Origin of the sequence: Paenibacillus sp. FSL L8-0644 (assembly GCF_038008165.1) — a bacterium.
GTDB classification, from domain to species: Bacteria; Bacillota; Bacilli; order Paenibacillales; family Paenibacillaceae; genus Paenibacillus; species Paenibacillus polymyxa_D.
The window spans coordinates 4,843,293-4,857,959 of the sequence record NZ_JBBOYN010000001.1; the positions used below are offsets into that span (position 1 = coordinate 4,843,293).

Annotated in this window: 7 protein-coding genes and 3 rRNA genes; all 10 read right to left on the reverse strand. The window is 47.4% G+C overall.

Annotated elements, in window-relative coordinates; all coding sequences use genetic code 11:
• Positions 1 to 7: 7 nt before the first annotated feature.
• The 10 genes from disA to NSS94_RS22115 all read right to left on the reverse strand — a co-directional run bounded on the left by disA (position 8) and on the right by NSS94_RS22115 (position 14,351).
• Complete coding sequence (gene disA, locus NSS94_RS22070; RefSeq protein WP_013312183.1) at positions 8 to 1,084, reverse strand: DNA integrity scanning diadenylate cyclase DisA; 1,077 nt, start codon at positions 1,082 to 1,084, stop codon at positions 8 to 10.
• Positions 1,085 to 1,096: 12 nt separating this feature from the next.
• The gene (radA, locus tag NSS94_RS22075) at positions 1,097 to 2,470 is read right to left on the reverse strand and encodes a DNA repair protein RadA (protein ID WP_013312184.1); all 1,374 of its coding nucleotides are present in this window, start codon (positions 2,468 to 2,470) and stop codon (positions 1,097 to 1,099) included.
• 240 nt (positions 2,471 to 2,710) lie between these two features.
• A complete protein-coding gene (gene clpC / locus NSS94_RS22080) occupies positions 2,711 to 5,155 on the reverse strand; it encodes an ATP-dependent protease ATP-binding subunit ClpC (RefSeq protein WP_023990572.1) in 2,445 nt (814 codons plus the stop codon).
• 44 nt (positions 5,156 to 5,199) lie between these two features.
• Positions 5,200 to 6,264 carry a protein arginine kinase gene (locus tag NSS94_RS22085; protein ID WP_029514505.1) on the reverse strand — a complete coding sequence of 355 codons (1,065 nt, stop codon included), beginning with the start codon at positions 6,262 to 6,264 and terminating at the stop codon, positions 5,200 to 5,202.
• 28 nt (positions 6,265 to 6,292) lie between these two features.
• On the reverse strand, positions 6,293 to 6,817 hold the full coding sequence (locus tag NSS94_RS22090; RefSeq protein WP_029514506.1) for a UvrB/UvrC motif-containing protein: 525 nt from the start codon (positions 6,815 to 6,817) through the stop codon (positions 6,293 to 6,295).
• A 69-nt stretch (positions 6,818 to 6,886) separates the two neighbouring features.
• The gene (locus tag NSS94_RS22095) at positions 6,887 to 7,351 is read right to left on the reverse strand and encodes a CtsR family transcriptional regulator (protein ID WP_013312188.1); all 465 of its coding nucleotides are present in this window, start codon (positions 7,349 to 7,351) and stop codon (positions 6,887 to 6,889) included.
• Positions 7,352 to 7,886: 535 nt separating this feature from the next.
• On the reverse strand, positions 7,887 to 9,074 hold the full coding sequence (locus NSS94_RS22100) for a GNAT family N-acetyltransferase (RefSeq protein ID WP_029514507.1): 1,188 nt from the start codon (positions 9,072 to 9,074) through the stop codon (positions 7,887 to 7,889).
• 163 nt (positions 9,075 to 9,237) lie between these two features.
• Positions 9,238 to 9,354: ribosomal RNA gene (rrf, locus tag NSS94_RS22105) — 5S ribosomal RNA — on the reverse strand.
• 151 nt (positions 9,355 to 9,505) lie between these two features.
• Positions 9,506 to 12,433, reverse strand: a 23S ribosomal RNA gene (locus tag NSS94_RS22110).
• 362 nt (positions 12,434 to 12,795) lie between these two features.
• Positions 12,796 to 14,351: ribosomal RNA gene (locus tag NSS94_RS22115) — 16S ribosomal RNA — on the reverse strand.
• The 16S, 23S and 5S rRNA genes sit together here, the layout of an rRNA operon.
• Positions 14,352 to 14,667: the final 316 nt, after the last annotated feature.

Here is a 14,667-nt window from a genome sequence, read left to right on the forward strand (position 1 = left end):
ATTACATTTACATTTGCCTGTCAATGAAAACTTGTTCCTGCAAACGTTTAAGACCTTCTTTAATCGTACGCGCACGAACCTCTCCAATACCATCCACTTCATCCAGTTCTTCTATCGTTGCTGTGATGACATGTGGAAAACGTCCAAACCGCTCTACCAGATTATGAATAATCACATTCGGTAAACGCGGTATCTTGTTCAGTACCCGATAGCCGCGTGCAGCAATATACTCCTCTGATGTCGCAGCTGAAGAAGGGTAGCCTAGTAAACGTACAATATGATTCACATCCAACAATTCGTCGTCCGTAGAACGTTTGAGTCCCAATATAATTTCACGAATCTTTTCGTCGCTATCGTCTTTGGCATAATCCTTATACAACAACCATGCTTCTTCCTCAATATTGCTGACAAGCTCTTCCATCTGCATACTAATTAGACGGCCCTCATTTCCGAGCTCGTTAATAAATCGTTTGATCTCCATTTTGATGCGCAGCACCATTTCGATCCGTTGGATGACATTAACGACCTCCGGCATGGTAACCAGCTCTTCAAATTCAGATGCTGTCAAATTCGTAGAGGCTTGCCCCAACACAGATCTATATTTTTCTAACGTCTGAATAGCCTGATTGGCTTTCGTTAAAATAACCCCGATTTCCTTGAGCGCATACCGTAATGTCCCCTGATACAAGGTAATAATATTACGCCGCTGGGAAATAGACACAACTAATTTGCCAGTCTGCTTTGCAACTCGTTCTGCTGTCCGGTGCCGAATTCCTGTTTCAATTGAAGAAATGGAGGAGTCCGGAATCAGTTGCGTATTGGCATATAAAATTCGTTTTAAATCCTCGCTTAATATGATTGCGCCGTCCATTTTAGCCAACTCATATAAATAGTTCGGTGAAAAATCACAATTGATGGAGAAACCGCCATCCACGACTTCCATAACTTCTGGGCTATAGCCAACGACCAGAAGAGCACCCGTTTTGGCACGCAAAACGTTTTCCAACCCGTCGCGAAAGGGAGTTCCCGGTGCCACAAGCCGCAGCAAATCGTTCATTTTATCCAGTTGGCTCGCTTCTTTCATTCTCAATGCCCCCTAATCTAATGCGGCTGCTAGTGCATCTGCCACCGTTCCTACTCCTATAATTTGTATCCCTTTCGGATGTGTCCAACCCTTCAAGCTTTTCTCCGGCATGATCACCCGTTTGAAACCTAGTTTCTCCGCTTCTCGTACTCGCTGTTCTGCTCGGGATACCGCGCGCACCTCACCTGTCAGTCCCACCTCGCCAAAAATCACATCATACGGCTTTGTAGGAGCATCTCTAAAGCTGGAAGCAATACTCACAGCTATAGCCAAATCTACCGCCGGTTCATCCAACTTTACACCTCCGGCTACGTTGAGATAAGCGTCCTGGTTTTGCAAAAACATGCCCATCCGCTTTTCTAGCACGGCTATGATTAATCCCATTCGATGATGATCGACTCCTGTGCCCATCCGGCGTGGAGATGGAAAATGCGTAGCTGCAATCAATGCTTGCAGTTCAACCAATACAGGCCGGGTTCCTTCCATACTGGCTACAACAGTAGAACCCGCCACCCCTAGTGGGCGTTCAGACAGAAACAACTCGGAAGGATTGGATACCTCACGCAAACCGCTTTCAGCCATTTCAAAAATACCAATTTCATTTGTAGAACCAAAACGATTTTTAACTGCACGCAAAAGCCGATACGTATGATGACGCTCTCCTTCAAAATAAAGCACACAATCAACCATATGTTCCAACAAACGCGGACCTGCAATGGCACCTTCCTTGGTCACATGCCCTACCAGTACCGTAGCAATACCTAGCCCCTTGGCAATTCGCATAAAGCGTGAAGTACATTCCCGCACCTGAGCCACACTACCTGGTGCACTCGTCACCTCAGGCAAATATACAGTCTGTATCGAGTCGATGACCAAAAACTCCGGCTTCAAGCTGTCCACCGCTTCTTCAATCGTCTCCAAATTCGTCTCACATAATACGTATAGGCTGGGGGACAAGGCACCGAGTCGATCTGCACGTAGTTTCGTTTGACGGACAGATTCCTCACCAGACACGTACAGCACCTTTAAACCAGTTAAAGCCAGCTCATTAGATGTTTGCAGCATAAGCGTAGATTTACCGATTCCCGGATCACCGCCCACCAAAACGAGTGAACCCGGCACCACACCTCCACCGAGTACTCGATTCAATTCGCCAATTCCCGTCAAAATTCGTGTTTCTTTGCCACTCTCCACCTCTATAATAGGGAGTGGCTTGTCTTTTGTGCTATGAGTAAGAAGGGAAGACCCCATTCCTTGAGTTTTTACAACGCTTTCCGTTTCTTCGACCATGGAATTCCATGCCTGGCATCCAGGACATTTTCCGTACCATTTGGGCGATTCATATCCACATTCCGTACAGGAAAACTTAGTTTTCACTTTAGCCATACTTTGTTCCTTGGCTCCTTATTGACGACGATGATGTCAAATTTATGTTCATACAGCCCAGAAAGAGCTGTAACAATAAAAGTTTACCATTGAAGCTTGGCGGACGTAAAGCAATATCACAAACTTTCCCAAAGCATTTACCCAACCTTTTCACCGTGTTTTATACACAAAAAGGGTGTCTTCGCAATAGCTTTCCAGCCTGCGAGACACCCTTTTCTACTATTTATTTAGTAAACTGCCTTAGGACTTGGCAGATACATTATCCTTTTTCGTTACAGTCAATGCACCGTTCTCCTCATCAATGAAGAGAGAGTCACCTTTAGTGATGTTGCCAGTCAATAGTTCCTCGGACAGGCGATCTTCAATATGCTTCTGGATTGCACGACGCAATGGACGCGCACCATACGCTGGATCAAAGCCTTCCTTGGCAAGGAATTTTTTAGCATTGTCTGTCAACTCGAAGTCCACTTCATACTCATTCAGGCGCTTACGCAGCTCCTCAGACATGAGTGACACAATTTCAGCAATATGTTTTTCTTCGAGAGAATGGAAAACGATAATTTCATCAATCCGGTTCAAGAACTCAGGACGGAAACTTTTCTTCAATTCATCCATCACTTTGCCCTTCATATTATCGTAATCCGCTCCAGCGTCCACTACAGCTGTAAAACCAAGCGTGGAGTTACGTTTAATCGCCTGTGCACCAACATTTGATGTTAGGATGATGAGTGTATTACGGAAATCAACGACACGACCTTTGGAATCTGTCAGACGACCATCTTCCAGTACTTGCAGAAGAATATTGAATACTTCTGGGTGTGCTTTTTCAATTTCATCCAGCAATACAACAGAGTAAGGCTTACGGCGTACCTTCTCGGTCAGTTGACCGCCTTCCTCATATCCAACGTACCCTGGAGGCGCTCCTACCAGACGAGACGTTGAGTGTTTCTCCATATATTCAGACATATCAATACGGATAACCGCATTTTCATCTCCAAACATGGATTCAGCCAAGGCGCGTGCCAACTCTGTTTTACCAACCCCAGTTGGACCGAGGAAAATAAAGGACCCAATTGGACGCTTCGGATCTTTCAGTCCGGCACGTGCCCGGCGAATCGCCCGGCTTACTGCCTTAACTGCTTCGTCCTGTCCAATTACCCGCTCATGCAGCAACTCTTCCATATTCAACAAGCGGTGTGTTTCTTCCTCTTTCAGCTTGCTGACTGGAACACCTGTCCAGATTGCAACGACTTGAGCGATATCCTCTGGGGTAACTTCAGAATCTGTACGCCCCTGTTGTTCTTTCCATTGGTTTTTCGTCACGTCTAGCTCTTCGCGGATTTTTTGCTCTGTATCGCGCAACGCTGCCGCTTTTTCAAACTCCTGACTTTGTACCGCTGAATCCTTTTCTTTACGGATATCTTCCAGACGGTTTTCCAGCTGTTTCAGGTTTGGCGGTACAGTGTAAGAATTCAGCCTTACTTTGGAGCCCGCTTCATCAATAAGGTCAATAGCCTTATCTGGCAGGAAGCGGTCGGTGATATAACGATCTGACAATTTTACGGCCGCTTCAATAGCCTCATCTGTGATCTTTACACGGTGATGCGCTTCGTAACGGTCACGCAGACCATACAGAATTTGAATCGCCTCTTCTGGAGAAGGTTGATCCACTGTAATGGGTTGAAAGCGACGCTCCAAAGCAGCATCTTTCTCAATATATTTGCGGTATTCATCCAGCGTGGTCGCACCGATGCATTGCAGCTCGCCACGTGCCAGAGCAGGTTTCAGGATGTTGGACGCATCAATTGCGCCTTCCGCTCCACCAGCACCAATCAGCGTATGCAGCTCGTCAATGAACAACACGATATTACCCGCTTGACGAATCTCGTCCATAATCTTTTTCAAACGATCCTCGAATTCGCCACGATACTTGGTGCCTGCTACCACAGAGCCCATATCCAGTGTCATTACGCGCTTGTCGCGCAACGTTTCGGGAATCTCATTCGCTATGATTTTTTGAGCCAATCCTTCGGCAATCGCCGTTTTACCTACCCCAGGCTCACCAATCAGAACCGGATTGTTCTTTGTACGGCGGCTGAGCACCTGAATTACGCGTTCAATTTCCTTGCTACGCCCAATAACAGGGTCCAGGTTGTTTTCCTTCGCAGATGCCGTCAGATCGCGTGCCAGACTGTCCAGGGTTGGCGTGCTGACATTAGCTGGAGCACCGTGATGGCTGGAAACAGCCTCGCTGCTGCCGAGCAATTGAAGCACTTGCTGACGCGCTTTGTTCAGACTGATGCCCAGGTTATTCAGTACCCGTGCTGCTACGCCTTCGCCTTCACGAATAAGACCCAGCAAAATATGTTCTGTACCTACATAGGTATGGCCCAGTTTGCGGGCTTCATCCATAGACAGTTCGATGACTTTTTTGGCACGTGGAGTATAGGCAATGTTCGTCGGTTGCTCTTGACCGCGTCCAATCAACGTTTCCACTTCATCCTGGATTTTTTCCAGTCCCAGGCCCAAACCGATTAAGGCTTTCGCTGCTATTCCTTCACCTTCACGAATGAGGCCTAGCAAAATGTGCTCTGTACCAATGTTGTTGTGTCCCAATCGAACTGCTTCTTCCTGAGCCAAAGCAAGCACTTTCTGTGCACGTTCCGTAAATCTTCCAAACATCATATATCCTGCACCTCCACAGTGTGTATTTCAGATCATTTTATATATTAAAGGGTTGTGCCTAATTTTTGCCGGATCAGCTTCGCCCGGTACATATCGCGCTCTTCGGTATTCATTTTATCCCCAAAGCTTTTTTGCAGGAACCCGGGTTGTGTCATCACATTCAGCTCATTCATCGCTGCGGTGGAAGGACGCTCCAAAATTCCCAAATCTACGCCAAGACGTACATCAGACAGCCGCTGTGCAGCCTCCTTGGAATCCAATACTGCTGCATACGACAAAATACCGAATGAACGCATCACCCGATCTGTAATTCGCAGCATAGATTCATTCATTAGCCTTTCTCTGGCAGAACGCTCGTGCTCAATAATTTGTAGCACCACGCCATGTAGATTCTCAATAATCTCCGCTTCGGTTTGTCCCAGTGTAATCTGATTAGACACCTGAAACAAATTTCCGACCGCTTCGCTGCCTTCACCGTAAATGCCGCGAACTGTAAGACCTACCTGTGAAACAGCAGACAATATACGATTGATTTGATGAGTCATGACTAATGCGGGCAAATGCATCATCACCGAAGCTCTCATACCTGTGCCGACATTCGTTGGACAACTGGTTAGAAAACCTCTCCGATCATCAAATGCATAATCAACATGCGCTTCAAATGCATCATCAATAACCATAGCGCGTTCCCAAGCTTCTCTAACCTGACATCCCGGATATAAGCACTGGATACGCAGATGATCCTCTTCGTTTATCATAACACTAACCGATTCATCATCGCTAATTAAGACAGCACCGTTACGAGATTCGTTCGCCAAATTAGGACTAATCAAATGCTTCTCAACCAGCACCTGCTTGTCGATCTCATCCAACTCGGATATTTTCAACGTATGAAAAGTACCAAAACCGCCTAAATCATCATACTGAAGGATATCCGTCAAGCGCTGAAGTGCTTCTGCCGACTGCTGATTGGTAGCAAGCATGGGAAAAGGCAGATGCTGCAAGTTACGCGCAATTCTTACCCGGCTGCTAATGACAATCTCCGAATCCGCAGCATCACCACGCATCCAGTCACTTAGCGGCTTCTCCGTAAACCGAATATTGGGCATTACGCATCCCTCCTACTCTTCACAAACTTTACTCTTCAGTCATTTCTTTTTCAAGCTCTCTGATTTGATCCCTAAGCTCAGCAGCTGATTCAAACTCTTCCTGTACAATGTGCTGTTGCATCTCTTTTTTCAAATCGTCAATTTGCCGTTTAACCTTCAGTCGGCCACCAGTGCGAACCGGAACTTTACCAACATGATTCGTACTGCCATGCACACGCTTGAACAGAGGGTCCAGACGATTATCAAAATATTGATAGCACGACGGGCATCCGAAACGTCCCAGCTTACTAAACTGTGCATAGGTCATGCCACAATCCTTGCATTGCAGGTTCTGCGGACCACTGTGGCCTGGAGACTGGCTCTTTGTACTGGAGTCAAAATCCAACATCCCCGACAGCAAGCTATGAATTGAAAAGCCGTTAGGTGTTCCAGGGATCATCTCCCCTTTTTCCTTCGCACACGTCTCACAAATATGAAACTCTGTCTTTTCGCCATTCACAATTTTGGTGAAATGCAAAGTTGCCGGCCGCATATTACATTCTTGGCACAGCATAAAAGCACCTCCTTCAATGTCAGGATTTAATACCCACCCTACATCCAAACATTAGTCTCTATTCACACACTATTTGGTCGCCAGCAACGAGATCAGCATAGCCTTAAGCAATCTTGCTCGCAGTTGATCACGATAGGGAAGCTTCAGTAATAATGTATCTCTCGATAAAGCAGCCTTCATTAGATTAGCTTCCCTTTTGCTTAAAAAATGGGCTTCCTCTAACTGATAAATCAGTCCTTCTGCTGCTGATTGGCTAATTTCCTCCCCGATGCTCTGATGAAGATGTGTATGGATGGCATGCTGTGCGGGTAGCTGAATTCGCTGAATACGAATGTAGCCCCCACCACCGCGTTTACTTTCCACCACATAGCCTTTTTCCAGCGTAAACCGGGTGCTAATTACATAATTAATTTGCGACGGAACGCAGGAAAAGCGGTCAGCCAGATCATTGCGCTGAATCTCCACCAAACCTTGGGGACTTTCCAGCAATATACTCTTCAAATATTGTTCAATAATATCGGAAACATTGCGCATTTCATCATCCTCCACTAACGGAAACGCAAGTATTCAAGTACATTTCACGCTCCACAGAGTCCGCCGTATATTGAACTTAACCAAACGGTAAAGTCACGAATCTAAGCTGTATTGAGGCTATTGCCTGTTCTACATCCATTGAAATGTACCGTCTTGTCTCTAGTGTGGCCTTTATTTGCGATTAATCATACACTTCTCTTATGTTCATAAGAGTCAGCTCCTAACTATACGCAAATCATTTCAATTCTCGTTTGCTTCTTTACTATCGAAATTACTTCATACGGCCAATCCATCAGCATAATATTTCTACAGAATCACACTAGGTTTGATTGACTTTGACTTTCTTTGACTATATTCACATTATAGCACATTATTCATTTTTGCCAAGGGGTCAATACCATTTTTCGCAATCTAATTATGTTTTATACAATACCATAAAAAAACTCTTCCCATTACAGAAAGAGTTGAAAATAATGATAACCACACAAGTTATATTCTCTGAAAGATGAGCTTAAAAGATCTAAATAGGCCTTTATCAGAAAAAATCCAATAAAAACGTTTGATTTACTGGTATTACGCGTTTAAGGGCAGACACATACTCACTGCTACCTTCAATACGCCCCCATTTACACAGATCATCAACCTGCTGGTAGCCAAGCATCAGAGTCGTCAGTGACTGAATCCCAAGTTTCAAGTCAACTACTATGGCATTTTTAGATGAAATGCTTTTGTTCACTCTCTCCAGACACCCTTGCCCTTTCGTCGTAATCGTTAATCTCCATACTCCTTCATTCCATGGAGCATACCGATCAGTCAGATTTAAGGTTAAACTTGTTTCCTCTCCAATCTGCTCAAAAGGGAATCTTTCTACAAAAGCAGCTGCATCCACAATACGCCCCATAAAATAAGGCACAGTTTCCTGTTGAATTCGAGGATCATCAAGTAAAAATGGCAAATTGTCATCTGCTGGAACGTAAATAAATTTACCTTGGGTTATCATTGAGTCATGATTTGCAAAATAAGTCCATAAAGCCCGACGAGCCGTCTCATTTTCATATACCAACTCATCACAATTCAACTGTTTATCTTCAATTTTGTATAGTGCATATCCTTGCGGATCGCCTGTTTCTGAGTAATATACCGCAGTTCGATAGTTCTCACTTAAAATCCGCTCTTGCCACCATTCCTTATCTCGTACCAGCGTGCCATTATAACGAGATGCATACGCTTGATACACTTGGTCCAGTTCTGAAATATCCTTGATATCGCGTTTGACTGTACCTTCTGTTTTAAGTTTTGCAGGGAATTTATCAATGGGAATGACGTATTTTTTGTACTCTGTATACGTTTCCCATCCAAATTTACGGTAGAAGGCAAAGGAGAATGGATGCAAAAAAGAAAGACTTTGTCCCGCAGACTTCATCTCTTCAAGTGCATGCGTCAATAAACGTGATACCATGCCTCCGCGACGCTTTTCTGGCCACGTCGCCACACCAGCAATGCCCCCCATATCAAAAACCTGACCATTTATGTATACCTGAAGCGGTAACAAAGTCAGTTTAGCATTTAAGTCATGTCCGTCGAATATTCCCCATGTTTGTTCTGGTTTGAATTTCTTCTTGGCCTTTTCCAGATCCTCTAGGGACATTGTAAACTGAAAAGCATATTGAGATAATTCAATAGCCGCTTCAAATTCCTCACGCTGTAATTGTCTGATCTCCATATCTTCATCACCTCGCTCGTATACTTGGACATCCATAAAAAAGATTACACACTTAGAGTGTGGCAAACCCCATTCTCTCTGTCAACCTTAGAAGCAGGTGGCCATCTAAAAATGCATAAAAAAGGATGATAATCTCATTGAGATTATCATCCTTTTCACTTTTGCTTGGCGACGTCCTACTCTCCCAGGACCCTGCGGTCCAAGTACCATCGGCGCTGGAGGGCTTAACGGTCGTGTTCGGGATGGGTACGTGTGGAACCCCTCCGCTATCGCCACCAAACATGAATTTGCTATGCAAATTCTATCGTACGGTTATTCGCTTCATCACTTATCGTGTGAATGAATAGCCATGCGCTTGTCGTATGTCTCTTGTACATACGTTCAAGGTTACACCCTGAAAACTGGATCCGAAACTCATTTGCGTTTTATCTTAGGATAAGCCCTCGACCGATTAGTATTGGTCAGCTCCATGCATTACTGCACTTCCACCCCCAACCTATCTACCTCGTCGTCTTCAAGGGGTCTTACATACTGGGAAATCTCATCTTGAGGGGGGCTTCACGCTTAGATGCTTTCAGCGCTTATCCCTTCCGTACATAGCTACCCAGCGGTGCTCCTGGCGGAACAACTGGTACACCAGCGGTACGTCCATCCCGGTCCTCTCGTACTAAGGACAGCTCCTCTCAAATTTCCTACGCCCACGACAGATAGGGACCGAACTGTCTCACGACGTTCTGAACCCAGCTCGCGTACCGCTTTAATGGGCGAACAGCCCAACCCTTGGGACCTACTTCAGCCCCAGGATGCGATGAGCCGACATCGAGGTGCCAAACCTCCCCGTCGATGTGGACTCTTGGGGGAGATAAGCCTGTTATCCCCAGGGTAGCTTTTATCCGTTGAGCGATGGCCCTTCCATGCGGTACCACCGGATCACTAAGCCCGACTTTCGTCCCTGCTCGACTTGTAGGTCTCGCAGTCAAGCTCCCTTCTGCCTTTGCACTCTTCGAATGATTTCCAACCATTCTGAGGGAACCTTGGGGCGCCTCCGTTACTCTTTAGGAGGCGACCGCCCCAGTCAAACTGCCCACCTGACACTGTCCTCGCACCGGTTCACGGTACCAAGTTAGAACCTAGATACGATCAGGGTGGTATCCCAAGGATGCCTCCCCTCAAGCTGGCGCTCAAGGCTCAACGGCTCCCACCTATCCTGTACAGATCGTACCCAAATTCAATATCAAGCTGCAGTAAAGCTCCATGGGGTCTTTCCGTCTTGTCGCGGGTAACCTGCATCTTCACAGGTATTAAAATTTCACCGGATCTCTCGTTGAGACAGCGCCCAAGTCGTTACGCCATTCGTGCGGGTCAGAATTTACCTGACAAGGAATTTCGCTACCTTAGGACCGTTATAGTTACGGCCGCCGTTTACTGGGGCTTCGGTTCATAGCTTCGCCCCGAAGGGCTTACCACTCCCCTTAACCTTCCAGCACCGGGCAGGCGTCAGCCCGTATACTTCGCCTTGCGGCTTCGCACAGACCTGTGTTTTTGCTAAACAGTCGCTTGGGCCTTTTCACTGCGGCCCCCTCGGGCTATTCACCCTACCGAGGCACCCCTTCTCCCGAAGTTACGGGGTCATTTTGCCGAGTTCCTTAACGAGAGTTCTTCCGCGCGCCTTAGAATTCTCTTCTCGCCTACCTGTGTCGGTTTGCGGTACGGGCACCTTCTCCTGGCTAGAGGCTTTTCTTGGCAGTCTGAGATCATGACCTTCGCTACTACAATTTTCGCTCCCCATCACAGCCCAGCCTTAATGATATGCGGATTTGCCTACACACCAGCCTCACTGCTTAGACGGACATCCATCAGTCCGCGTCACTACCCTACTGCGTCACCCCATTGCTCATAACGGATTACGGTGGTACAGGAATTTCGACCTGTTGTCCTTCGACTACGCCTATCGGCCTCGCCTTAGGTCCCGACTTACCCTGAGCGGACGAACCTTCCTCAGGAACCCTTAGGCTTTCGGCGGATCTGATTCTCACAGATCTTTTCGTTACTCATACCGGCATTCTCACTTGAATGCAGTCCAGCGCTCCTTACGGTACACCTTCAACCCGCATTCAACGCTCCCCTACCCCTGATGCAAGCATCAAGCCATAGCTTCGGTGGTGTGTTTAGCCCCGTTACATTTTCGGCGCAGAGTCACTCGACCAGTGAGCTATTACGCACTCTTTCAATGGTGGCTGCTTCTAAGCCAACATCCTGGTTGTCTGTGCAACTCCACATCCTTTCCCACTTAACACACACTTGGGGACCTTAGCTGATGGTCTGGGCTGTTTCCCTTTCGACAATGGATCTTAGCACTCACTGTCTGACTCCCGGAACTAAATCTATGGCATTCGGAGTTTGACTGAGCTTGGTAACCCTTGCGGGCCCCGCACCCAATCAGTGCTCTACCTCCACGATTCTTCTTTCCGAGGCTAGCCCTAAAGCTATTTCGGGGAGAACCAGCTATCTCCGGGTTCGATTGGAATTTCTCCGCTACCCCCACCTCATCCCCGCATTTTTCAACATGCGTGGGTTCGGGCCTCCAGTGCGTGTTACCGCACCTTCACCCTGGACAGGGGTAGATCACCCGGTTTCGGGTCTACGTCCACGTACTCATTCGCCCTATTCAGACTCGCTTTCGCTGCGGCTTCAGCTCTTCACCTTAACCTTGCACGGGAACGTAACTCGCCGGTTCATTCTACAAAAGGCACGCCATCACCCCTAGATCGGGCTCTGACTTCTTGTAAGCACACGGTTTCAGGATCTATTTCACTCCCCTTCCGGGGTGCTTTTCACCTTTCCCTCACGGTACTGCTTCACTATCGGTCGCCAGGGAGTATTTAGCCTTGGCAGATGGTCCTGCCGGATTCATACGGGGTTTCACGTGCCCCGCACTACTCGGGATCCGTCTCGGAGAGAACAAGTTTTGAACTACAGGGCTTTTACCTTCTCTGGCGGGCCTTTCCAGACCTCTTCATCTAACCGGTTCCTTTGTAACTCCATGTGAGACGTCCCACAACCCCAAGGAGCAAGCTCCTTGGTTTGGGCTAATCCGCGTTCGCTCGCCGCTACTGACGGAATCACTATTGTTTTCTCTTCCTCAGGGTACTTAGATGTTTCAGTTCCCCTGGTCTGCCTCTATTCTGCCTATGTATTCAGCAGAAAGTGACTGTCGATGAAGACAGCCGGGTTTCCCCATTCGGACATCCCCGGATCAAAGCTTGCTTACAGCTCCCCGAGGCCTTATCGTTGTTCGCCACGTCCTTCGTCGGCTCCTGGCGCCTAGGCATCCTCCGTGTGCTCTTTGTAGCTTAACCTAGACTTTTCTTTCCAAGAAAGAACATGTCGATGTTCGATAAAGAATGATTTTTGCCAGAGGCAAAAGATCTTTCCTTACCTGCTACCTTTATTTCACTTGTTTACACAAGATCAGCTTAAAGGAATATTCTAAAACGCAATTTCGTTTCGGTATCCAGTTTTCAAGGTGCAATTCGCTTCATCGAAGCGAAACCCGATGAATATTTCGGTTCCACACGAATGTGTGAATGAAGTATTCGTCGAAGCTTGAGAGTTTGAGCTCTCAAAACTGAGCAACGAGTGAGTAACAGGCCTAAACCTGAGTTTTGAAGCTTACGCTTCATATTTGAATGTTTCCATCGCAGAAAACGATTCTCCATAGAAAGGAGGTGATCCAGCCGCACCTTCCGATACGGCTACCTTGTTACGACTTCACCCCAATCATCTACCCCACCTTCGGCGGCTGGCTCCCTTGCGGGTTACCCCACCGACTTCGGGTGTTGTAAACTCTCGTGGTGTGACGGGCGGTGTGTACAAGACCCGGGAACGTATTCACCGCGGCATGCTGATCCGCGATTACTAGCAATTCCGACTTCATGTAGGCGAGTTGCAGCCTACAATCCGAACTGAGACCGGCTTTTCTAGGATTGGCTCCACCTCGCGGCTTCGCTTCCCGTTGTACCGGCCATTGTAGTACGTGTGTAGCCCAGGTCATAAGGGGCATGATGATTTGACGTCATCCCCACCTTCCTCCGGTTTGTCACCGGCAGTCTGCTTAGAGTGCCCAGCTTGACCTGCTGGCAACTAAGCATAAGGGTTGCGCTCGTTGCGGGACTTAACCCAACATCTCACGACACGAGCTGACGACAACCATGCACCACCTGTCTCCTCTGTCCCGAAGGAAAGGTCTATCTCTAGACCGGTCAGAGGGATGTCAAGACCTGGTAAGGTTCTTCGCGTTGCTTCGAATTAAACCACATACTCCACTGCTTGTGCGGGTCCCCGTCAATTCCTTTGAGTTTCAGTCTTGCGACCGTACTCCCCAGGCGGAATGCTTAATGTGTTAACTTCGGCACCAAGGGTATCGAAACCCCTAACACCTAGCATTCATCGTTTACGGCGTGGACTACCAGGGTATCTAATCCTGTTTGCTCCCCACGCTTTCGCGCCTCAGCGTCAGTTACAGCCCAGAGAGTCGCCTTCGCCACTGGTGTTCCTCCACATCTCTACGCATTTCACCGCTACACGTGGAATTCCACTCTCCTCTTCTGCACTCAAGCTCCCCAGTTTCCAGTGCGACCCGAAGTTGAGCCTCGGGATTAAACACCAGACTTAAAGAGCCGCCTGCGCGCGCTTTACGCCCAATAATTCCGGACAACGCTTGCCCCCTACGTATTACCGCGGCTGCTGGCACGTAGTTAGCCGGGGCTTTCTTCTCAGGTACCGTCACTCTTGTAGCAGTTACTCTACAAGACGTTCTTCCCTGGCAACAGAGCTTTACGATCCGAAAACCTTCATCACTCACGCGGCGTTGCTCCGTCAGGCTTTCGCCCATTGCGGAAGATTCCCTACTGCTGCCTCCCGTAGGAGTCTGGGCCGTGTCTCAGTCCCAGTGTGGCCGATCACCCTCTCAGGTCGGCTACGCATCGTCGCCTTGGTAGGCCTTTACCCCACCAACTAGCTAATGCGCCGCAGGCCCATCCACAAGTGACAGATTGCTCCGTCTTTCCTCCTTCGCCCATGCAGGAAAAGGATGTATCGGGTATTAGCTACCGTTTCCGGTAGTTATCCCTGTCTTGTGGGCAGGTTGCCTACGTGTTACTCACCCGTCCGCCGCTAGGTTGTTTAGAAGCAAGCTTCTAAACAACCCCGCTCGACTTGCATGTATTAGGCACGCCGCCAGCGTTCGTCCTGAGCCAGGATCAAACTCTCCATTAAAGACCAACAGAAGTTGGTTTATAGAAAGAGCGATAAGCTCATTTTTAATGCTAGCGATCCTTCTTTATAAAAGAAGAAATCTTTGTTTCATCATCCATTTGTTCAGTTTTCAAAGAACTTGTCTGTTCTCGTTCGTTCAACGAGCCAGGAATTAGATCATATCATGTTAGTTACTTTCTTGTCAAATCTTTTTTTTCGATTATCTTTTCAGCAACCTCGCTTCAAGAAATGATACTCTCAAAGCAACGTCTAATAATATATCATGCCTAAAGTTATTTAGCAAGCATTTATTTATATCTATTTTATTTCCTACTAT

Excerpts from the sequence above, each read along its gene's own strand:
- disA (WP_013312183.1), bottom strand. The coding sequence starts at position 1,084 with ATGAAAGAAGCGAGCCAACTGGATAAAATGAACGATTTGCTGCGGCTT.
- radA (WP_013312184.1), bottom strand. The coding sequence starts at position 2,470 with ATGGCTAAAGTGAAAACTAAGTTTTCCTGTACGGAATGTGGATATGAA.
- clpC (WP_023990572.1), bottom strand. The coding sequence starts at position 5,155 with ATGATGTTTGGAAGATTTACGGAACGTGCACAGAAAGTGCTTGCTTTG.
- NSS94_RS22085 (WP_029514505.1), bottom strand. The coding sequence starts at position 6,264 with ATGCCCAATATTCGGTTTACGGAGAAGCCGCTAAGTGACTGGATGCGT.
- NSS94_RS22090 (WP_029514506.1), bottom strand. The coding sequence starts at position 6,817 with ATGCTGTGCCAAGAATGTAATATGCGGCCGGCAACTTTGCATTTCACC.
- NSS94_RS22095 (WP_013312188.1), bottom strand. The coding sequence starts at position 7,351 with ATGCGCAATGTTTCCGATATTATTGAACAATATTTGAAGAGTATATTG.
- NSS94_RS22100 (WP_029514507.1), bottom strand. The coding sequence starts at position 9,074 with ATGGAGATCAGACAATTACAGCGTGAGGAATTTGAAGCGGCTATTGAA.